This window comes from Streptomyces sp. NBC_01808, assembly GCF_035917395.1.
GTDB lineage: Bacteria > Actinomycetota > Actinomycetes > Streptomycetales > Streptomycetaceae > Streptomyces.
Genome location: NZ_CP109072.1, coordinates 7,546,910 through 7,567,562 on the forward strand (window position 1 = coordinate 7,546,910; position 20,653 = coordinate 7,567,562).

Sequence of the window (20,653 nt, forward strand, 5' to 3'; positions counted from 1 at the left end):
GTTGCGTAGTGAAGATCAACCGTCGACTCGTCCTCCTGGTCGCCGTTCCCCTTGCGGTGGCCATCGCCTTTTCCGTGCGAGCACTCGCGCCGGCGACGACCCAGGCGTTCCAGGCCAACAGGCTGGCGCACATGGTCGATGCCGCCGAGGCCGCCGCGGAGCTGACCGCCCGGTTGCAGGACGAACGTGCTGCCGCAACCGCGCTGGTCGCCTCCCAGGGCGATGCCACCACGTTCCGCAAGGCGACAGACGCCACGGACGCAGGTATCTCGGAGTACACCGAGAAGCGCAGGAAGCTCGCCTCCCTGCCGCACAACGCCGACCTCGCCGTACAGCGGATCGACCGCACGCTGGCCGAACTGCCCTCGCTGCGCGCCCAGGCGCGCTCGGGCAGCGGCACGCTGTCCGCGCTCGCGTTCGGATACCGGATCACGATCGCCGACCTCGTCGACTACCGGGACGGCATCGCCCAGGCCGACGGCGTCGACGCCGACATCGCCGACCGGATCCGGGCCTCCGCCTCGTTCGCGCGCGCCGAGGAGCATTCGGCGCAGCAACAGGTCGTGGTCCTCAGGGCGTTGGACGGCGGCGGCTTCACCGCTGCCTCCCGGCGCACCTTCGACGCCACCGAGATCGGCTTCTTCGAGACGATGAGCTCCTTCGTCGCCCTCGGTCCGCAGGAGTGGCGCGCGTGGCTGGAACACGCGCTCTCCGCTTCCGGCACCCTGCCCGCGCAGGGGATGCAGGACCAGGTCAGCCGCACCCCGATCGGGGCGGAGCTCGGCATCTCCGCCGCCGAGTGGCAGGAGGCCACGGCCGACCGGCTGACCGAGCTGCGCTCGGTGGAGCGCCGCGTCAACGAGGCCGTGCACAAGGACGTCACCGAGGAACGGTCCACGCTCATCTGGTGGGCGGTCATCGAGATCGTCGTGGTGCTGGTGACGCTGGTCGGCGTGCTGCTCTTCGCGCTCCGGGTCGGCCGCGTGATCATCCGCCGGCTGCGCGACCTGCGCAACGCGGCGCACTCGGTGGCCACGGAACGGCTGCCGCAGATCGTCACCGAGCTCTCCCAGCCCGGCGCGCTCGGCGGCGCCACACCGGAACAGGTCGCCGACAGCTCCGGCAGCCCGGTGGAGACCACCGGCGAGGACGAGATCGGCGAGGTCGGCGAGGCGTTCAACTCCGTCCACCACGAGGCGGTACGGCTCGCGGCCCAGCAGGCGCACGCGCACGAGCAGTTCGCGGAGACCCTGGTCGGCGTCGCCCGCCGCGGCGCGCAGCTCACCTCCGTCATGGTGTCCGAGCTGGACGCGGTCCAGCGCGACGAGGCCGACCCGGAGCGGATGAAGATCCTCTTCGCACTCGACCACCTCGCCATCCGCATGGAGCGCAACACCAACAACCTGCTGGTGATGGGCGGTTACGGACACGCCCGGGTACGCGAATCGGACGCGCCCTGCGCCACCGTGGTCGTCGCCGCCGCCCAGCAGATCGAGCGGTTCGAGCGCGTCGCCATGGGGATCGTGGAGCAGGGGATCGGCATCGCCGCCCGCGCGGTGCACGACCTCGCGCACATCCTCGCCGAACTCCTCGACAACGCCACCCGGTTCTCGCCCCCCGACAAGCACGTGGGCGTGGCGGTCTGGCGGCTGTGGGACCGCGCGGTGGTGCAGATCGTCGACGAGGGCGTCGGCATGACCCCCGAGCGCCGCGACGAGCTGAACGCCCGGCTGGTCAACCCGCAGACCGGCGTCGGCGCCGTGCGGTCCATGGGTCTGCACGTCGTCGCCCGGCTCGCCGACCGGCACGGCATCGTGGTCGAGCTGCGCTCCTCCGCGGGCCCCGGCACCATCGCCGAGGTCACCCTCCCGCCGACGGTCCTCGTGGCCGTCGAGGAGGAGACGATGGTGGAGGGCGAACGGCCGCTGGTGGAGGGGGAGACGAGCGTCTTCGCCGCCAACCCCCGCGGTGTGCCGGGACCGCGCAAGCCGATGGACGAGCCCGTCGCCGCCGCCGCGCCCCGGCGCGACGCGGCCGCCGCGGGTGGTGCCGCCCCTGGCGGCACCACCCCGCGCGGCGGGCCCCCCGGCGCCGCCGCTCCGGGCGGCGCCGCTCCGGGCAGCCGGGAGGCGGAGGCCGGAGACGGCGGTGGCGCGCGGCGCAACCTGCCGTTCGGCCCGGACTACGACCCGGCCGACCGCGTCGCCGGCGTCAGCCCCTCGGGGCTGCCCGTGCGGATGCGCCAGCCGGCGGACCAGTGGCCGCGGTTCCCCAAGCGCGAAGGGGAGAACAAGCCGGGCGGCCGGAGCGAGCGGAAGGCGGCGCCCACGAAGCGCCGGGACTCCCGGCAGATCTCCGACGTGCTGGCCGCGTACACCCAGGGCATCAGCAGGAGCACCGGCCGCCGTGAGGGAGCCGGAGGGGCCGCCGATCGCGGCCGCCCGGCGGGTACGGGCGGCAGCGGTGGCGACGGCAACGGCGACGGCCGTCCCCGTAACGACGACGGAGGCCGTGCCCGTACCGCCAGGAACAGCGGCCGTACCCGGCCCGCAAAAGACGACGACTCACAACGGAGCACGTGATGACTACCCCATCCACCGCCGACCTGAGCTGGCTGCTGAGTGACTTCGCCCGCCGGATCCCCGAGGTCACCCAGGTCATCGCCGTCTCCGTGGACGGCCTCGCCCTGGCCTTCACAGGGGTGGACCAGGACGACGCGGACCGGCTGGCAGCCATCGCCTCCGGCATCGTCAACCTGCTCTCCGGCGCTGCCCAGTTGATCGAGGCCGACCCCGTCGAGCACAGCCTGACGGCCATGGAGGGCGGCTACATGTTCTCCATGGCGGTCTCCAGCGGTGCGTCCCTCCTGGTCACCACCAACCGGGACGCCGACATCGGCGAGGTCAGCTACATGATGTCCGAGCTGATCAACCAGGTGGGCGACGCGCTCAGCCCGCAACTGCGCGACTCGCAGCCCGCTTCCTGACGCCGCCGCACGGGCGGGAACCCCCTCACCCCGCCCGCGCGCCCGGCCGCAAGCTCCGTCGTCCGTCTGCGTGTCGTCGTCCCCACCCTTCTGCCCCACCCCCGACCCCCCCCGGATCAACCCCCAGCCCATCCCTCATTTTTCCCTCGGGAGCCTTCGTGTTCGTCAACGCATCCATACGCCGCCCCGGCCGTAGCAGAACCCGGGCAGTCGCCGCCACAGCAGCAGCAGTCTCGCTGGCCCTCGCCGGCTGCAGCGGCGGCGACAGCGGCTCCGGCGACGAGACGGTGAAGGTGGGTCTGCTGGCCGCCCTCTCGGGTACGTACGAGGCCGTGGGCACCGACCTGCGCAACGGGTTCCAGCTCTACCTGGACACGCACAACGGCAAGCTGGGCGGGCGCGAGGTCGAACTGTCGGTGGGCGACGAGGGGGACGGCCCGCCCACCGCCGTGCCGGCGGCCACCAAGCTGGTGAAGAAGGACCGGGTCGACGTGATGACCGGCATCGTCGCCAACGGCTCCTACCAGGCGGTGCTGCCGATGCTGGAGCAGAACAAGATCCCGCTGGTCAGCTCCAACGGCCGGCCGGAGCTGAAGGACGTCTCCCGCGTCTGGCACACCAGCTTCCTGTCGAAGGACTACGGCACCGCCATCGCCCAGTACGTCAAGGACGAGGTCGACGGCCCGGTCTACGCGATCGGCCCCGACTACCAGGGCGGCTACGACCAGCTCGGCGGCTTCACCGACACCTTCGCCGAGATCGGCGGCGAACTGGCCAACTCCGACGGCGAGACCACCTGGACGCCGTTCCCCGACACGACCAACTTCACCCCGTACTTCGCCGACATCGCCCAGTCCGACGCCAAGGCGGTGTACACCTTCTACGCGGGCAAGGCCGCGATCGACTTCGTCAAGCAGTACGCCCAGTCCGACGTCGCCGACCTGCCGCTGTACGCCTCCGGCTCGCTGACCGAGGGCAGCATCCTCCAGGCCCAGGGTGATGCGGGCGAGGGCATTCAGTCCGTTTCCAACTACGTGTCCGACCTGGACAACGACGCCAACCGGAAGTTCGTCTCCGACTGGAACGCCAAGCACGACACCGCGCCCACCGGGTACGCCGTGGCCTCGTACGACGCCGCCGCCGTGCTCGACATGGCCATCGGCGCGGCCGCCGAGAAGGGCGAGGTGAACTCGGACACCATCAACGACGCCCTCGGCGGCCTGGGCCAGATCGAAAGCCCGCGCGGCATCTGGGCGTTCGGCAAGAAGTCGCACGCGCCGGTGCAGAAGTGGTACCTGCGCGAGGTCCGCAAGGACGGCAAGCAACTCTCCAACGTCACGGTCCAGGACCTGGCCACGCTCGGCGACTGACATGGGGGCGTTCGATGCCCAGCTCGTGCCGGCGGTCGACGGCGTCGCCTACGGGCTGCTGCTGTTCGTCGTCGCCGCCGGCCTGAGCCTGGCGTTCGGCACCGCCGGGGTGCTGAACCTGGCGCACGGCACGCTGTACGCGGTCGGCGCCTACACCGGCGCCGAGCTGAGCGACGGGACCTGGGGCGGCCTCGTCCTCGGTCTCGTCGCCGGCACCGCGGCCGCCTGCGCGGCGGGTGCGCTGCTGTCCGCGGCGACGGCGCCGCTCGCCCGCAGGGGGCATCTGGACCAGGCGCTGCTGACCTTCGGCCTCGCGCTGATCGGCGGCAACCTGCTCGTGGAGGGGTTCGGCGCGGACGAGATGCCGGTACGCATCCCGGACGCGCTGGACACCTCCGTCGACCTCCTCGGCCACCGCTACCCCGCCTACCGGCTCGGGTTCATCGTCATGGCCGTCGTCCTCGCCGCGGCCGGCACCTGGGTGCTCACCCGCACCCGCGCGGGTGCCGCCGTACGGGCCGCCGCCGACGACCCCGAGATGCTGGCCACCACCGGGCTCAGCCCCCGGGTCGTGCACACCGGCGTGCTCGCCGCCGCGGGCGCACTGGCCGGTGCCGCGGGCGTGCTCGGCGCGCCGATCATCGGCCCCGGTCCCGGCACCGGGGACACCGTGCTGATGCTGTCCCTCGTGGTCGTCGTCCTCGGCGGGCTCCGCTCGCTGTGGGCGACCCTGGTCGCCGCCATCGGCGTCGGCGAGGTGCAGACGCTGGGCGTGTCGGTCGCCCCCGACTGGGCGCCGTACCTGCTCTTCGCCGCGATGGCCGTGGTGCTGATCCTGCGCTCAGGACGCGGGCTCGCCGAGCCGCACGGCCCGGAGCACGACGCCGACCCGCCGCCCGACCCGGCGGAGCGGCTGCGCCGCAGGCTGGCGCAAGTGCCGTGGCCCTGGCGGGGGATGCGGGCGGCGCGCCTGGCCAAGGCGGCGGCTGCCGGCGGTACCGGCGCCGGGCGGGCCGCCACGGCGGTCCGCGCCGCCGGCCCGCTGCTCGCGCTGGTCGTCGTGCTGGCCGTGCTGCCGACGATGCTCGACGCGTACGCCCTCTCCCTCGCCGGCTACGCCCTGGCCCTCGGCCTGCTCGCGGTCAGCGTCACCGTGGTCACCGGCTACGCCGGGCTGCCCACCCTCGGGCAGACCGCGCCGTTCGCCGTCGGCGCGTACACCACCGCCAAACTCGCCGAGAACGACTGGACGGTCGGGCCCGTGCAGGTGGTGATCTCCGCCGCCGTCGCCGCCGCGTTCTGCGTCGTGACGGGCCCCGCGGTGATCCGCGCCCGCGGCACGACCGTGCTCATGATCACCGTCGCGGTCGGCGAGCTGACCGCCATCGCCATCGGCCAGTGGAAGTCCGTGACCGGCGGCACCGACGGCCTCGCCGGGTTCCCCTCCACGCAGGCGTTCTGGGGCGGCGAACCGCTCTTCGAGGAGCTGGCGATCTACCAGTACGCGGCCGTGGTCGTCGTCTGCGTCGTCGCCGTGGCGCTGGTGCTGCTGCGCTCGCCGGCCGGCAAGCTGCTCACCGGCTCGCGGGAGGCGGAGGAGCGGATGCGCGCCTCGGGCCACCCCGTGACGCGGTACCTGCTGCTGGCGTACGTCGGCGCGGGCGCCCTCGCGGGCGCGGGCGGCTCGCTGCTCATCGCCGTGCAGAGCTACGTCTCGCCGGCCGACGTCGGCTTCGAGATCGCCGCGCTCGCGCTGCTCGCGGCCGTCATCGGCGGCATCACGTCGGTGATCGGCGCGCTGGTGGGCGCGGGGCTCATCGTCTACACCCGCGACTGGCTGGCCGGTTCGTGGCCGGGCCACGGGCCGCTGCTGCTCGGCGTGCTGTTCGTCGCGGCGGTCTACCTGCTGCCGCGCGGGCTCGCCGGGCTGGTGTCCGGGGCACCCCGCGTGGTCGCCGCGGACGGCGAGGACGACGGCGCCGCCGCGGGGCGGCTGCCCGCGCCGCGCAGTCCGGGCGACGCGGAGCCGCCGGATCCGCCGGAGCCGGCGGAGGCGGGCCCATCGGCCCGGGCACGGAAGGGGACGACATGACCGCCTGCACCGCGGGCCGTCCCGCCCGTCGTACGGGCCGGACGGCGGCGTCCGCCGCCGGCCGCCCCGCTCCTCGTACGGAAGGCGGCAGTGTGACCGCATCCGGCCCCGCCGCCCGCGTACGGAAGGGCACCCCGTGACCGCACCCGCCGCCGCATCCACCGCCCTCGAACTCGCCGGTCTCACCCGCCGCTTCGGCAGCCTCACCGCCGTCGACGACGTCTCCCTCCACCTGCCCGTCGGCGCCCGGCACGCCCTCATCGGGCCGAACGGCGCGGGCAAGACCACCCTGCTCAACCTCATCGCGGGCACCGAGCGTCCCGACCAGGGCTCCATCGCCTTCCTCGGCCGCGACGTGACCCGTACCGCACCCGCGCGGCGCAGCCGCCTCGGCGTGGCCCGCAGCTTCCAGCAGCCCACCGCCATCGCGGACCTGACCGTCCTCGACAACGTGCTGCTCGCCTCCTGGCGGCACCACCCCGAGCGCCGCGGCGCCTGGCGGCGGAGCGCGCGCCGCGGGCGGCTGGCCGCGGCGGCGGCGGAGCGGCTCGCGGACGTGGGCCTCGCCGGGGTGGCGGACCGGCCGGCCGGCTCGCTGTCGCACGGCCAGCGCCGGCTGCTCGACCTCGCCGCCGCGCTCGTCGCCCGCCCGCGCGTGCTGCTGCTCGACGAGCCCGCCGCCGGGCTCACCGACCGGGACGTGGTCCGGCTGCTCGATGTGCTCGGCGCCCTGGACGACGACATCGCCGTGCTGCTGGTGGAGCACAACACCGAGGTGGTCGCGCGGCTGGCCCGTACGGTCACGGTGCTGGTGACCGGGCGGGTGCTGGCCTCCGGCCGAGTGCGGGAGGTCTTCGAGCTGCCCGAGGTGCGCAGCGCGTACCTCGACGCCGCCACCACGGCCGACGCCCCGGCGCCCGCCGGCACTCCGGAGGCCGCCGACGCCCACGACACCGGCGCCAAGAGGTGACCCGACCCATGCTCCGCATCTCCGGGCTGTCCGCCGGCTACCACGGCGGCACCGTCCTCCACGACCTCGACCTCGACGTCCCCGAGGGCAGCGTGCACGCCGTCGTCGGCCACAACGGCGCCGGCAAGACCACCCTCGTCCACACCGTCGCCGGCCTGCTGCGCCCGGCCACCGGCACCGTCGAGGTCGCGGGGCGCGACGTCACCGGGCGCCCGGCGCACCGCATCGCCCGGGCCGGCGTCGGCCTCGTACCCCAGGGCCGCCGGGTCTTCGCCCGGCTGACCGTCGCCGAGCACATCCGCCTCGCCCACCGCCCGCCCCGCGACGGCGGGGCCGTCCGCCCCTGGACGCCGGAACGGGTGCTCGACCTGCTGCCCCGGCTCGGCGAGCGCAGCACCCACCGCGGCACCGATCTGTCCGGCGGCGAGCAGCAGATGCTCGCCCTGGCCCGCGCGCTGCTGGGCTCGCCGCGCGTGCTGCTGCTGGACGAGCCGACGGAGGGCCTGGCGCCGGTGCTGGTGGGGCAGATCCTCGACCTGGTCCGCACGCTGGCGGGGGAGGGGCTCGCGGTGCTGCTGGTCTCGCCGAGCCCGGCGTCGGCCGCGCAGTGCGCCGACACGGTGACGGTGCTGACGTCGGGCCGGGTCACGGCCCGGCTGGCCGGTCCCGGGGTGCGGAAGGACCCGGCGGAACTGCACGAGGCGCTGGCCCTGACGGCGCACTGACGCGGGGGAGCCGCCGGGCCCGTAACGCCTCGGAGGCGGGGACGGCGCCGCTCACCCGCTCACCCGCCGCCGGCTGGCGGGACCGGTGGCGGTGGGCAAGCCTGGTGACCATACGTGGATCCAGCGGCGCCCCGCGCGCCGCGCGCGCGGACGGAGGCCGAGGGTGAGTGCACCGGTGCTGGTGGGCGTCGACGGGTCTCCCGAGGGCCTGGAAGCCGTCGCCGTGGCGGCCCGCGAGGCGCGGCTGCGCGGCACCGGGCTGCGCATCGTGCACGCCTTCTTCTGGCCGATGATGCGGGTGCCGCTGGAGCCGTCGTCGATGGGCCCGCCCGAGGGCGGGCTGCGCAACCAGGCGGAGCAGGTGGTGGCCGAGGCGGTACGGCACGCGCGCGAGGCCGGACCGGACGTCGAGGCGGAGGGCGCCGTCGTCACCGGCGACACCCTGCCGGTGATGGCGGAGGAGTCGCGCGGCGCGGCGCTGGCCGTCGTCGGCAGCCGCGGGCTCGGCGCGTTCGCCGGCCTGCTGCTGGGCTCGACGGCGGTGCACCTGGCGGCGCACGGCCACTGCCCGGTGCTCGTCGTACGCGGCGAGGGCTACCCGGCGCGCGAGGGTCCGGTGGTCGCGGGCGTGGACGGCTCGCCGTCCGGCGACGCGGCCATCGAATTCGCCTTCGCCGAGGCGTCGATGCGCGGCACCGGCCTCGTCGCCGTACACGCCTGGTCGCCGTGGAGGGCCGAGTTCCCGCCGCCGCAGGACCCGGCGGCGCCGTACGCGAGCGGGTCGGGCGACCTGGCCGCGAACGAGGAGCGCGTGCTCGCCGAGGCGCTGGCGGGCCGTCAGGAGCGCTACCCGGACGTGTCCGTCGACCGCCGTGTGCTGCGAAGCGGGCCCCGGGAGGCGCTGATCGAGGCGAGCCGCGAGGCGTCGCTGGTGGTCGTGGGCGCGCGGGGCCGCGGGGGCTTCACCGGGATGCTGCTGGGCTCGGTGAGCCAGGCGCTGCTGCACCACGCGGACTGCCCGGTGGCGGTGGTACGGGCGGAGCGGGACAAGGGCTGACGGCCCGTACGAAGGGGGCGGGGCCCAGTGCTCGTCCCGCGAGGACCGCCCCCGCCCGCTGCCTGACCCCGCTACCGGACCCGCCGCAGCAGCGCGACCGCCACTCCGCCGCCCATGACGACGACCGCGAGCCCGCCGACGAGGGCGCTGGACATCCCGGAGCTGAACGCCTCCCGCGCCGCTCCGGCGAACTCCGCGCCCCGCGCGCCCCCGACCTCGTCGGCGACGCGCAGTGCGCCGGCCAGCGAGTCGCGGGCGGTGCCGGAGGCACCGTCCGGCAGCCCCTCGGCGGCCCGGCCGACCTCGCTCCGGTAGGCGGAGTTGAAGACGCTGCCGAGGACGGCGATGCCGAGGACGCCGCCCAGTTCGCGGGTGAGGTCGTTGAGTGCGGAGGCGACGCCCTGCTTGCCGTCCGGGAGCGCGGCGACGATCGCCTCCGTCGCCGGGGTCGCGGCGAAGGCGACGCCCGCGCCGAGGACGGCGGTGGCGACGAGGAAGCCCCAGATCCCGGAGCCGCCGACGACGGCCGCCAGCACCAGCAGCCCGGCGGCGATCAGCGCCATGCCGAGCCCGATGACGACGGCCATGCCGTACCGCTTGGCCAGCGCGGGTGCGACGGGGGAGAAGACCATGGCGCCGACGGCCATCGCGACGAGCGCGAGCCCGGCGCGTATGGGCGAATAGCCGAGGATCTCCTGGAGGTACTGCAGACCGAGGAAGAAGAACCCGAACATGGCGAGCGTCTCGGCCGTGATGATCAGCGACCCGGCCGAGACGCCGGGCAGCCGGAACACCCGCAGATCGAGCAGCGGATACGGGGTGCGCAGCTCCCACCGTACGAACGCGCCGAGCGCCGCGGCCCCGACGGCGAAGCCGCCGAGCACCGCGCCGTGCGCCCAGCCCCGTTCCGGCCCCTCCACGATGCCGAAGACCACCGCGCCGATGCCGGTCACCGAGAGCAGGGCGCCCACGACGTCCAGCGGCGCGGCGGAGGCGGCGCGGGAGGCGGGGGCGAGCACGGCGGCGGCGAGCAGGGCGACGGCGGCGAGCCCGGCGTTGACGGCGAAGACCGACCGCCACGAGTACGCCTCCAGCAGCCCGCCGGCGAGCAGCACGGCCAGCAGCGCGGAGCCGAAGCTGACGCCTGACCAGATGCCGACGGCCCGTCCGCGGCCCTCCGGCGGGTAGACGGCCGTGATGATCGACAGGGTCATCGGCATGACCAGCGCGGCGCCCACCCCGGCCACACCCCGGAGAACGATGAGGAGGGTCACGTCGTCGATCAGCAGGACGGCGCCGGAGGCGAGGCCGAAGACGGCGAGCCCGGTGAGGAGCACGCCCTTGCGCCCGCAGCGGTCGCCGAGCGCGCCGCCGGCGAGGAGGAGACCGGCGAAGGTGACGCCGTACGCGTTCATGACCCACTGCAGTTCCGCTTCGGTGGCCCCGAGGTCGCGGGCCATGCCGGGCACGGCCACGAGCAACGAGGCGAGCATGCCGACGACCACGGCGAGGGCGAGGCACATCACGGTGAGCACGGCGGTGCGGCGGCCGGGGCCGACGGCGGGTGGCGGCATGGGGCACTCCGGAGCATCAAACGAACGATTGAAGCGATCGTTTGAATCTCTACCACGGGATCGTCGCCGTCTTCAAGCGAGCGTTTAAACTCCCGACGATGTCCACGCCACGCTCCACCGCCACCCGCACCCGCCTCCTCGACGCCGCCGAGCGGCTGTTCGCCGAGCACGGGTTCGCCGCGACCTCCCTGCGCACCGTGACCGACGCCGCGGAGGCGAACGTGGCCGCGGTGAACTACCACTTCGGCTCGAAGGAAGGGCTGCTTCGCGCCGTCGTCGAACGCGCGATGGCCGCCGTCAACGGCGAACGCCGGCGCCTGCTCGACGAACTCCGCACCCGCGCCGGCCCCCCGGGCGCGGCGGACCTGGTGCGCGCCTTCGTCACCACCGGCGCGCACGTCGGCGACCCCGGGGCGGGCGGCGCGGACCTGCGCCGCTTCCTGGGCCGGGTCGTCTGCGAACCGGACCCGGCGATCCGCCGCCTCTTCGGCGCGGAAGTCGCCCCGGTGGAAGGCGAGTACCTGGCCGCCCTCACGGCGGCGCTGCCCCATCTCACGCCGGCCGAGGTCGCGTACCGCTACCGCGCCATGGTCGGCCTGCTGGCCCTCCACCAGTCCGGCACCCTCGCGGACTTCCACCCGGGCCCGCCCCCGGCGGACCCGACGGGCCAGGACGACGTGGAGCGCCTCACGACGTTGCTGACGGCGGCCTTCGAGGCCCCGGCGGCGGGCGGGTAGGCGAGTTGAGGGGCACAGGTGGGCCGAGATTTGCTCATCAGTGCGTCGAACCGGCATCCGTCGAATGTGCGGCCGGGTAGGGTGCTGCTCGTCCCGGGCGCGCCGGTGGTCCCGGTGGGTCAGCTACGCGATATCGAGGAGACGCACGTGATCATCACGTCCAGCCGCCGCCGTAGGGCCGGGTACGACCTCGCCGCCTTCATCTGGGGCCCGTGGCAGTGGATGTGGCGGGTGCTGGGCCGTGCGGTGCGTTCCGTGCAGCGCCCTGTCCTGCGGCGCCCCGTCGCGGGCTTGTCGGTCTGACCCTATCTGTCGAGTCGGCGCGGCGGCACCGGTAGCCGGTGGTGCCGCGCCGAGCCGTGCGCGGCGCGCCTCGGCCGTGCGGCGGGGACGTGTACCAGCGCGCGGCCGCTCGCTTCGGGTCCCTGCCGCTCCCCGTCCGTCTGCTCCGGCCGGGACGGCCTCGCGCGCCCGGCGCGCATCCGTGCGCCCCGGCCCGCTCCCCTGGTGCATCCGTACCGGCGTGGCGATGGTGTGGTGTCCCCGGCGTGCGGGCGGGGCGCCGCCACCACGGAGGGGATCCGACCGCGGGGCGAAGGTCCCGCGGGTCGATGGTGGAGCGACGCGTGGAACTACGGGCTCTGGGACCGCTGGAACTCTGGCAGGGCGAGCAGCGCCGCGACCTCGGTTCGGTCAAGGAGCGCTGCGTCCTGGCCGTACTGGTGCACGCGCGCGGGCGGTCGGTCACCGCCGAGGCGCTGACGGAGCGCGTCTGGGACGGCTCCCCGCCGCCGAGCGCGCAGGGCACGCTGCACAGCCTGCTCTCGCGGCTGCGCAGCAGGCTGAAGCCGTACCGGGACGCGATCGAGCTGGAGCGGCCCTCGCCCGGCGTGTACCGGCTGCGGGTCCGGCCGGGGAGCGTCGACCTGCTGCGGTTCGAGGAGTTACGGGCCCAGACGGCGACGGCCGTCGCGCAGGGCGAGCGGCGGCGGGCGGTCGGGCTGCTGCGCGCGGCGGAGTCGCTGTGGCGGGGCGAGCCGCTGGCCGAGTTCCCGGGGACGTGGGCGACCGCCACCCGCGCCCGGTTGCTGGAGGAGCTGCGCCGGGTGCGGGAGCAGCGGATCCGGCTGGAGCTGGAGGCGGGCCGGCACGCGGATCTGATCGGGGAGTTACGGGAGTTGGTGGCCGAGAACCCGCTCGCCCAGCGGCTCGTCGCCTCCCTGATGCTGGCGCTGTACCGCTGCGGCCGGCACGCCGAGGCCCTCGACCTCTACCGCACCACGCACCGCAGGCTCGACGAGGAGCAGGGCATGGCGCCTTCCGCGGAGCTGCGCGACCTGCACCGGCGCATCCTGGAGCAGGACCGCGAACTGCTCGCCGCGCCGACGCCCGCCGCCGGCACCCCGGTCGATGCGGCGGTGACGCCCGCGCCCCGTACCAACCTGCCGCGCGACACCCACGACTTCACCGGCCGGACGAGCGAGCTGAGCCTGCTCCTCAACGGCGCGGGCACGCGGGCGGCGGACGGCGGGCGGCAGAAGCGGGCGCTACCGCTCACCCTGATCCAGGGGATGCCCGGAGTCGGCAAGACCAGCCTGGCCGTCCACGTCGCGTACGGGCTCGGCCGCGCGTACCCCGACGGGCAGCTCTACCTCGACCTGCGCGGCTTCAGCGGGCAGCAGCCGTACGACCCGGCCGAGGCGCTGGCCGTGCTGCTGCAGACGTGCGGGGCACCGAGGCTGCCGGACACGCTGGACGAGCGCGCGAGCGCGTGGCGGGAGTGGACGGCGCGCCGGCGGCTGCTCCTGGTCCTCGACAACGCCCGCGACGCCGCGCAGGTCGAGCCGTTGCTGCCCGCCTCGCCCGACTGCCGGGCGATCGTCACCAGCCGCAACCGGCTGCGGCTGGACGGCGCCGAGGAACTGCACCTGGACGTGCTGTCGGCGGCGGAGGCGGCGGAGTTGTTCACGCGGGTCGTCGGCGCGGCCCGGCTGCCCGGCGACGGCGCGACGCTGGCCGGGGTCGTGGCCGCCTGCGGCTGCAACCCGCTCGCGGTCCAACTGCTCGCCGGCCGCTTCCGGCACCGCGGTTCCTGGGACCTCCCGCACCTCCTCGACCGGCTCAGCCAGGCCGCCGACCCCCTCGACGAACTGGACCCCGCGGTGGCCGCCGCCTTCCGGCTGTCGTACGAGGAACTCAGCGCCCCGGCCCGGGAGATGCTCTGCGCCCTGGCCCTGGCCCCCGGTCCCGACCTCCCGCCGACCGCGGTGCTGGCGCTCGTGGGCGCAGCGCCGGACGTGCCGCCGGCGGGGCCGCGGCGCAGCATCGACGAACTGCAGGACTGCAACCTGCTGGACGAGCCCGTACGCGATCGCTACCGCCTCCACGACCTCACCCGCGCCTTCGGCCTCCAGGCCGGCCACCACGCCCTTCAACCCGCCGCGCGCCAGGCGGCGTTCGACCGCCTCGCCGCCCACTACCTGACCGCGGCCCACCGCGCGACCCGCCTCGCCCACCCGCACCACCGCATCCTGCCGCTGCCGCCCGGCCTGGTCTCCCCGTACGCACCGCAGTTCGCGGACGCGGACGTGGCGTCCGTCTGGCTGTCGGTGGAACGGGCCAACCTCCTGGCCACCGCCGCCCACGCCGCCACCGCGTCCCCGGCGACGGCGGCGCTCTTCCCGCACGTACTCGCCCCGTCCCTGGAGCGCTGGGGCGCCCGGAAGCCCGCGGCCGCCCTCTACGACACGGCCCTCGCCGTCCTGCGCTCCCGCGGCGACACCGCCACCCTGGCCCGCACGCTGGTGGACCGCGCGGCGCAGCTCGCCAAGGAGAACCCGGAGGAGGCCCTGCGCAACGCCCGCGAGGCGCTGGCTGAGTTCCGCCGTGGCGAGGACGAACTCGGCTACGCTGACGCGCTGTTGCAGACCGGAAGGGCCCAGCTCGCGGCGGGCGGCGGCGAGGAGTCGCTCAGGGCCCTGGACGCGGCCCTCGTGCGGTACCGCGGCGCGGGTGACCGGCACGGAGAGGCGGCCTGCCTGAACGTACGCGGCCTCGCCCTCCTGCACGGAGGGCAGCACGCCGAGGCGCTGCGCACCGCGCGCGCGACGCTGGCCCTGCAACGGGCGCTCGGCGACGCGTACGGGGAGGCGCAGGCGCTGAACAACCTGGGCGATCTGCGCCGTCTCCAGAGCCACTTCGAGGCCGCCTTGGACTACTACGAGCAGTCGCTGACCCTCATGCAGCGCCACGGAGCCCGCCGTGACCTGGCGATACTCGCCACGAACATGGGTGAGGTCTACCAGGCGACCGGCCAGACCTCCCGGGCACTGGAGTCGTTCCACCGGGCGCTGACCAGCCACCGCGCCGCCGGGGACGCCCTGGGGGAGGTGAACGCGCTCCTCGGCCTCGGCGGGGCGTACGCGGCCGGCGGCCGCCGCGGGGAGGCGCTGCTGCACTTCTCCATGGCCGAGCGGATCGCCCGCGCGATCGGCACCCCGTACGAGCGCGCGAGCGCCCTCCTCGGTTCCGCCGACGTCCAGCGGGAGTCGGGCCGGCTGTCGGCGGCGCGCGAGCGGTACGAGTCCGTGCTGCGCATCGCCGAAGACGCGGGCATCCCGCGGAGCGCCGCGCAGGCCCTCTCCGGGCTGACCCTGCTCGCGCTGACCTCGGGCAGCATCGACGACGCCCGACGGCACGCGGCGCGGGCGGTGGCGCTCTACCGCAGCGCGGAGGCGGACGACGAGGCCGACAGGCTGCTGCGTCTCTTACGGGATCACGGCCTGACCGGCTCCTGACCACGGCGCCGCGGCCGGCCCGGGTGATCGCGCGGGAGGCCGGGCGTGTCCTCCGCGTTGCCGGCCGCCCTTGTCGCAGAACCGCCGGTCGCCGCACCGGTGTTCAGGTGCCGATGCCCGCCAGCAGCAGGTCCACCGTGCCCTCCAGGAAGGCCTCGTCCAGTGGTTCGCGGGTCAGCAGCAGGCGGGTGTGGAGCGGGCCCGTCAGGGCCTCGAAGGCCAGGCGGCGGTCGACGCCGGGGCGGAGTTCGCCGCGGGACTCGGCGCGGTCGAGGACCGTCGCGCCGACCGCGAACCGGGTGGTCCAGAACTGGTCGCGGGCCGCCTCGTACTCCGCGAGGTCCTCCTGCACCGCCATGCGCAGCAGCAGGCCGCCCAGCGGGGTGCGGACGAAGGCGGCGGTGTCGTGGAGGAGGGCGAGGAGGTCGGTGCGGAGGGCGCCGGTGTCGGGGGTGGGGAGGTCGGTGCGGGTGCGGTCGAGGACCGCGTCGAGGGCGAGGGCGGACTTGGTGCCCCAGCGGCGGTAGATCGACGTCTCGTGGACGCCGGCGCGCTGGGCGACCTCGGCGATCGACAGCGCGTCCGCGCCGCGCTCCAGGACGACGTCCACCGTCGCCTGCAGCACGGCGGCGCGGACGCGGGCGCTGCGGCCGCCCGTTCTGCGGGCGGCGGTGGCGGGCTGGCGGCTGCTTTCCGGCATCCCGCCAACGTAGCGCAGGTCAGTGCGGCGCCGGCCGGTCGGCGCGGGTGCGGGGGAGGGCGGCGACGAGCGCCGCGGTCGCGGCGGTGAGCGCCATGCCGCCGGCCGCGAACACGGTGAACAGCGTCCAGAAGTCCGGGGTGAGAACCATCGGGGTGCCTCCAGCCAGTTAACGCAGTAGGTCTTGCTTTAAGGTACGACCCGGGCGGTCCCTAATGCAAGTTGACTTGCGTTACGTGCATCACGGCGGTGCGGGGAGTACGTTCATGGCAGCCAGGACCACCCCGCCGACCAGCCCAGAAGAGCCCCGAGGAGCCCGTATGACCGGCGACTTCGCCCCGTTCACCGCCGACGACTACCGCGCCCGCATGCAGCACGCCGCCCGCGCCGCCGCCGGCGCCGGGCTCGCCGGGCTGCTCGTCGCCCCCGGCCCCGACCTCCTCTGGCTCACCGGCTACGCGCCGCCCGCCGCCACCGAGCGGCTCACCCTGCTCGTGCTCGCGCCCGGGGCGGATCCGGTGCTGGTGGTGCCGAAGCTGGAGGCCGGTGACGCCGCCAAGGCGGCCGGCGGACCGGCGTTCACCCTGCGCGACTGGACCGACGGCACCAGCCCGTACGCCGTGACCGCACCGCTGCTCGACCCCCGCGGCCGGTACGCCGTCAGCGACGACGCCTGGGCCCTGCACCTGCTCGGGCTCCAGCGCGAACTGCCGGACTCCGCCTACGTCGCCGTCTCCGACGGGCTGCCGATGCTGCGCGCCGTCAAGGACGACGCCGAGCTGGCGCGGCTGGCCGCGGCCGGCGCCGCCGCGGACGCCGCGTACGAGGAGATCAGGAAGGCGCGCTTCGCCGGCCGCAAGGAGTCCGACGTCGCCGCGGAACTGGCCGCGCTGCTGCGCCGGTTCGGCCACTCCCAGGTCGACTTCACCGTCGTCGGCTCGGGCCCCAACGGCGCCGACCCGCACCACGAGGCCGGCGAACGGGTCATCCGGGACGGCGACATGGTCGTCCTCGACTTCGGCGGCCTCGTCCACGGCTACGGCTCCGACACCACCCGCACCGTGCACGTCGGCGAACCCACCGCCGAGGAGCGGGAGATCCACGACGTCGTACGCGCGGCGCAGGAGGCCGGCTTCCGCGCCGTCCGTCCCGGCGCCGCCTGCCAGGACGTCGACCGGGCGGCGCGCCGGGTCATCGACGACGCCGGCTACGGCGAGTACTTCATCCACCGCACCGGGCACGGCATCGGCACCACCACCCACGAGCCGCCGTACATGATCGAGGGCGAGGAGCAGCCGCTGGTGCCCGGCATGTGCTTCTCCGTCGAGCCCGGCATCTACCTGCCGGGCCGCTTCGGCGTACGCATCGAGGACATCGTGACCGTCACGGAGACCGGCGGCCGGCGGCTCAACGACACCGCCCGCGAGATGGCGATCGTGTCGTAGACGCCGGTCCTCAGCCGGTCCTCAGCCCGTGCGGCCGCGGCGGCGCCCGCGCGTCCGCGGCAGCCGGCGCAGCCCGTTCTCCAGCAGCGCGAACCCGTGCTCGGCGGCCGCCACCGCGCCCGGGAAGCGGTCGTCCGCGGACTCCCCGTACGCCATCCGCTCGGCGTTCTCCCGCGCCAGCGCCCACTGCACCGCGACGATCTGGGCGGCGGCCAGCCGCGCGGTCGGCTCGGGGACGGCCGCGGTCTCCCGCAGCGCGTCGGCCAGCGCGCGCTCCGCGCCGGTTCTGAACCGCTCCATCCGGGCCGCCAGCGAGGGCGTGTCGAGGATCATCCGGTACAGCGCGCGGACTTCCGGCCGGTCGTCGAGCCCGGTGGCCGTGGCCCGCTCCCGCAGCCCGCGCAGGACGTGCTCGCGCAGCGCGGCCAGCGGTGCGGTGCGCGGCGGGCGGTCCCGTACGGCGCGGGCGGCGTCGGTCTCGTGATGGGCGAGGCGGTGTGCGACGAGGTCTTCTTTGCTCGGGAAGTACGCGAAGAGCGTGCGCTTGGACACTTCCGCCGCCTCGGCCACCCGGGCGACGGAGACCGCGGCAAAGCCGTGCCGCAGGAACAGGCTGACCGCGGCCTCGGAGAGCGCCTCCCGGGTCCGCTGCTTCTTGCGCTCGCGCAGCCCTGGTTTGCCGTCCACGGCGTCACCGTAGCAAACGGGTATCCTGGGAGGATTTCTCCACCAGGTGCAGGTTTGCGCCCGGCGCGGAGGCTCACGCCTGGCCGGTGTCGAAGTGGCTGATGCGGTCGCCGTCGACGGTGAAGGACCAGCGGGTGCGCATGCCGCCCCAGGTGGAGTTCGTGTACGTGGCCACGAGCGACCGGCCGTCGGGGGCGACGGACTCGACGTCCATGTGGCCGGCGGCGGAGAAGATCTCCTTGTCGGTCCACGCGGCCAGGTCCCGCTCGGTGCCGTCGTCGGTCATGGTCGCGTCGTCGGTCAGGAGCGCGAAGAACGCGTCCCTGTCGCCGGCGTTGAGCGCCGCGACGAAGGCGGCCACGACGGGGTCGGTGGGCTGGGCGGCCATGGGGCACCTCCGGGTTTGCTGCCGTGACGCGCACGCGCCGCGTGCGCCACCTCCCCCCATTGTCCCGCCGGCTCGCCGCTGCCGCAGTCCCGCGGCCCTCGCCGGACGGGCCCGCGGTCAGCCGCCCCGCCTGACCACGTCCACCACGACCTACGCCACGGAGTCCAGACCCGCACGGGGTGCCCGTACAAGGGCTTCGCGTCGTACCGGACGTACGGCGGCGAGGGGACGCCGGAACGCACGGACGTGGCGTGGTCGTACGAGGAGCCGCTGCCCGGGGCCCCGCCGGAGCGTGGTCCGCAGGCCACCCGCAGGTCGGCCCCCGGCCGCCCACCGTTGCGGAGCAGGGCATTCCGTCTCCGCCCGGATCGCGGACTTCCTTGACACTCCCGATTGGTATAGGCCAGTATCCGGCATTGGTCTGTACCAAGCCTCTCCTCGCCACGTCAGCCCCTTCCGACCCGCCTTCCACCCCACTCGCACCCGTCGCGCGCCCGGCCCCGCAGTCCGCCGCGGCCGCCGTCCCGCCCCTGCTCCCGCGGAGGTCTCCATGGCAGCCAACAACCCCGAACTCGCCCGGCTTGCCAACTCGGTTCTCCAGCCGGGGTTCGTGGGCACGACCGCGCCCGACTGGCTGCGCCGCAGAATCGGCGAGGGCCTGGCGTCCGTGGTCCTGTTCGGCCGCAACATCGTCCACCCCGAGCAGGTGGCCGCCCTCACCGCCGAGCTGCGCGCCGAGAACCCCGACCTGATCATCGCCATCGACGAGGAGGCCGGCGACGTCACCCGGATCGAGGCCGGCACCGGCGCCACCCGCCCCGGCAACCTCGCCCTCGGCGCCGTCGACGACGTCGAGCTGACGGAGCAGGTCGCGTACGACATCGGCCGCCAACTGCACGCCATGGGCGTCTCGCTCAACTACGCCCCTTCCGCCGACGTCAACTCCAACCCCAAGAACCCCGTCATCGGCGTCCGCTCCTTCGGCGCCCGCACCGACCTCGTCTGCCGGCACACCGCCGCCTGGATCCGCGGCCTGCAGTCCGCGGGCGTCGCCGCCTGCGCCAAGCACTTCCCCGGCCACGGCGACACCAGCGTCGACTCCCACCATGGCCTGCCGCACGTCGCCGCCGACGCCCGCGAGATCGCCCGCACCGCGCTGCCGCCGTTCACCGCCGCCATGGAGGCGGGCGTACGCACCGTCATGACGGCGCACATGCTCATCCCCGCCTACGACGACACCCTCCCCGCCACCCTCAGCCCCCGCATCCTCCGCGACCTGCTGCGCGGCGAACTCGGCTTCACCGGCCTCGTCGTCACCGACGGCATCGAGATGGGCGCCGTCTCCGACCTGTACGGCATCGACGGCGCCACCGTCCGCGCGCTCGCCGGCGGCGTCGACGCCGTCTGCGTCGGCGGCGAGAACGCCGAGGAGTCCGTCACCACCGACCTGACCGACGCCATCGTCGCCGCCGTGCGCGACGGCGGCCTGCCCGAGGAGCGGCTCGCGGAGGCCGCTGCCCGGGTGCACGAGTTCGCCGCCTGGTCCGCCGCGCTGACCCGCGGCGTCCCGGCCGGCGACCCCCGCGGCGGCGACGGGGCCCACCACGAGATCGGCCTCGTCGCCGCCCGCCGCGCCGTCCGGGTCCACCACGACCCGGCGGGCCCGGCCCGCTTCCCGCTCGCCGGCGATCCGCACGTCGTCGAGTTCTCGCCCGTCACCAGCCTCGCCATCGACGGCCGTACGCCCTGGGGCGTCGCGGAACCGCTGCGCGCCCTGCGCCCCGGCACCACGTCGGTGCGCCTCGGCGAGTCCGAGCTGACCGGCGCCGCCGGCGGCGCCGCGGACGTGCTCGACGGCCGGGCGCTGAGCCCGGCCGACGGCCGCGAGCTGGTCGTCGTCGTCCGCGACGCCGCCCGCCACCCGTGGATGTGGCAGGCCCTGGCCGACCTGCTGCGGCGGCGGCCCGACGCGCTCGTCGTCGAGATGGGGCTGCCCGCCGAGGACCGGCTCGGCGCCGTGCACCTGTCGACCCACGGGGCCACGCGCGTCTCCGGCATCGCCGCGGCCGAGGTCCTCACCGGCGCGGTGTGACGGCAGCACGCAACGAGTTCCACTTCTGGAGGA

Annotated in this window: 18 protein-coding genes; 13 read left to right on the plus strand and 5 right to left on the minus strand. The window is 75.1% G+C overall.

Annotated features, from left to right (window positions below; all coding sequences use genetic code 11):
• Positions 1-74: 74 nt before the first annotated feature.
• The 7 genes from OG946_RS33150 (at position 75) to OG946_RS33180 (ending at position 9,200) form a co-directional block, all read left to right on the plus strand.
• Positions 75-2,582: a sensor histidine kinase gene (locus tag OG946_RS33150; protein WP_326799631.1), complete on the plus strand. Its 2,508-nt coding sequence runs from the start codon at positions 75-77 to the stop codon at positions 2,580-2,582.
• Positions 2,582-2,986 carry a roadblock/LC7 domain-containing protein gene (locus tag OG946_RS33155; RefSeq protein ID WP_047019156.1) on the plus strand — a complete coding sequence of 135 codons (405 nt, stop codon included), beginning with the start codon at positions 2,582-2,584 and terminating at the stop codon, positions 2,984-2,986. Before OG946_RS33150 ends, OG946_RS33155 begins: the two co-directional genes overlap by 1 nt.
• A 158-nt stretch (positions 2,987-3,144) precedes the next feature.
• Complete coding sequence (locus OG946_RS33160; protein ID WP_326799632.1) at positions 3,145-4,356, plus strand: ABC transporter substrate-binding protein; 1,212 nt, start codon at positions 3,145-3,147, stop codon at positions 4,354-4,356.
• 1 nt (position 4,357) lies between these two features.
• Positions 4,358-6,448: a branched-chain amino acid ABC transporter permease gene (locus OG946_RS33165; protein ID WP_326799633.1), complete on the plus strand. Its 2,091-nt coding sequence runs from the start codon at positions 4,358-4,360 to the stop codon at positions 6,446-6,448.
• A 136-nt stretch (positions 6,449-6,584) separates the two neighbouring features.
• Positions 6,585-7,418: an ABC transporter ATP-binding protein gene (locus OG946_RS33170; RefSeq protein ID WP_326799634.1), complete on the plus strand. Its 834-nt coding sequence runs from the start codon at positions 6,585-6,587 to the stop codon at positions 7,416-7,418.
• Positions 7,419-7,426: 8 nt separating this feature from the next.
• Positions 7,427-8,143 (plus strand): ABC transporter ATP-binding protein, encoded by a 717-nt coding sequence (locus OG946_RS33175; protein WP_326799635.1) that lies wholly within the window; start codon positions 7,427-7,429, stop codon positions 8,141-8,143.
• A 163-nt stretch (positions 8,144-8,306) separates the two neighbouring features.
• Entirely contained in the window at positions 8,307-9,200 is an 894-nt protein-coding gene (locus OG946_RS33180) for a universal stress protein (protein ID WP_326799636.1), read from the plus strand.
• A 71-nt stretch (positions 9,201-9,271) separates the two neighbouring features.
• Here the strand turns inward: OG946_RS33180 and OG946_RS33185 are convergent, their stop codons facing one another.
• The gene (locus OG946_RS33185; RefSeq protein WP_326799637.1) at positions 9,272-10,774 is read right to left on the minus strand and encodes an MFS transporter; all 1,503 of its coding nucleotides are present in this window, start codon (positions 10,772-10,774) and stop codon (positions 9,272-9,274) included.
• Positions 10,775-10,872: 98 nt separating this feature from the next.
• Between OG946_RS33185 and OG946_RS33190 the strand changes: the two genes are divergently transcribed.
• From OG946_RS33190 to OG946_RS33200, 3 genes are all read left to right on the plus strand, one after another.
• The gene (locus OG946_RS33190; RefSeq protein WP_326799638.1) at positions 10,873-11,511 is read left to right on the plus strand and encodes a TetR/AcrR family transcriptional regulator; all 639 of its coding nucleotides are present in this window, start codon (positions 10,873-10,875) and stop codon (positions 11,509-11,511) included.
• A 147-nt stretch (positions 11,512-11,658) separates the two neighbouring features.
• Positions 11,659-11,814 (plus strand): hypothetical protein, encoded by a 156-nt coding sequence (locus tag OG946_RS33195; RefSeq protein ID WP_326799639.1) that lies wholly within the window; start codon positions 11,659-11,661, stop codon positions 11,812-11,814.
• Positions 11,815-12,137: 323 nt separating this feature from the next.
• Positions 12,138-15,308 (plus strand): AfsR/SARP family transcriptional regulator, encoded by a 3,171-nt coding sequence (locus OG946_RS33200; protein WP_326799640.1) that lies wholly within the window; start codon positions 12,138-12,140, stop codon positions 15,306-15,308.
• A gap of 103 nt (positions 15,309-15,411) precedes the next feature.
• Here the strand turns inward: OG946_RS33200 and OG946_RS33205 are convergent, their stop codons facing one another.
• A complete protein-coding gene (locus OG946_RS33205) occupies positions 15,412-16,008 on the minus strand; it encodes a TetR/AcrR family transcriptional regulator (protein ID WP_326799641.1) in 597 nt (198 codons plus the stop codon).
• A gap of 19 nt (positions 16,009-16,027) precedes the next feature.
• Complete coding sequence (locus OG946_RS33210; RefSeq protein ID WP_267898172.1) at positions 16,028-16,159, minus strand: hypothetical protein; 132 nt, start codon at positions 16,157-16,159, stop codon at positions 16,028-16,030.
• A gap of 169 nt (positions 16,160-16,328) precedes the next feature.
• Between OG946_RS33210 and OG946_RS33215 the strand changes: the two genes are divergently transcribed.
• Entirely contained in the window at positions 16,329-17,453 is a 1,125-nt protein-coding gene (locus OG946_RS33215; RefSeq protein ID WP_326799642.1) for an aminopeptidase P family protein, read from the plus strand.
• Between the two features lie 21 nt (positions 17,454-17,474).
• Here the strand turns inward: OG946_RS33215 and OG946_RS33220 are convergent, their stop codons facing one another.
• Positions 17,475-18,140, minus strand: coding sequence for a TetR/AcrR family transcriptional regulator (locus tag OG946_RS33220; protein WP_326799643.1), 666 nt, complete (start codon positions 18,138-18,140; stop codon positions 17,475-17,477).
• Positions 18,141-18,213: 73 nt separating this feature from the next.
• Positions 18,214-18,528: a nuclear transport factor 2 family protein gene (locus OG946_RS33225; protein WP_326799644.1), complete on the minus strand. Its 315-nt coding sequence runs from the start codon at positions 18,526-18,528 to the stop codon at positions 18,214-18,216.
• 78 nt (positions 18,529-18,606) lie between these two features.
• Between OG946_RS33225 and OG946_RS33230 the strand changes: the two genes are divergently transcribed.
• Both OG946_RS33230 and OG946_RS33235 read left to right on the plus strand, forming a co-directional pair.
• Positions 18,607-18,912 (plus strand): DUF427 domain-containing protein, encoded by a 306-nt coding sequence (locus tag OG946_RS33230; protein WP_326800440.1) that lies wholly within the window; start codon positions 18,607-18,609, stop codon positions 18,910-18,912.
• 166 nt (positions 18,913-19,078) lie between these two features.
• Positions 19,079-20,620, plus strand: coding sequence for a glycoside hydrolase family 3 protein (locus OG946_RS33235; RefSeq protein ID WP_326799645.1), 1,542 nt, complete (start codon positions 19,079-19,081; stop codon positions 20,618-20,620).
• Positions 20,621-20,653: the final 33 nt, after the last annotated feature.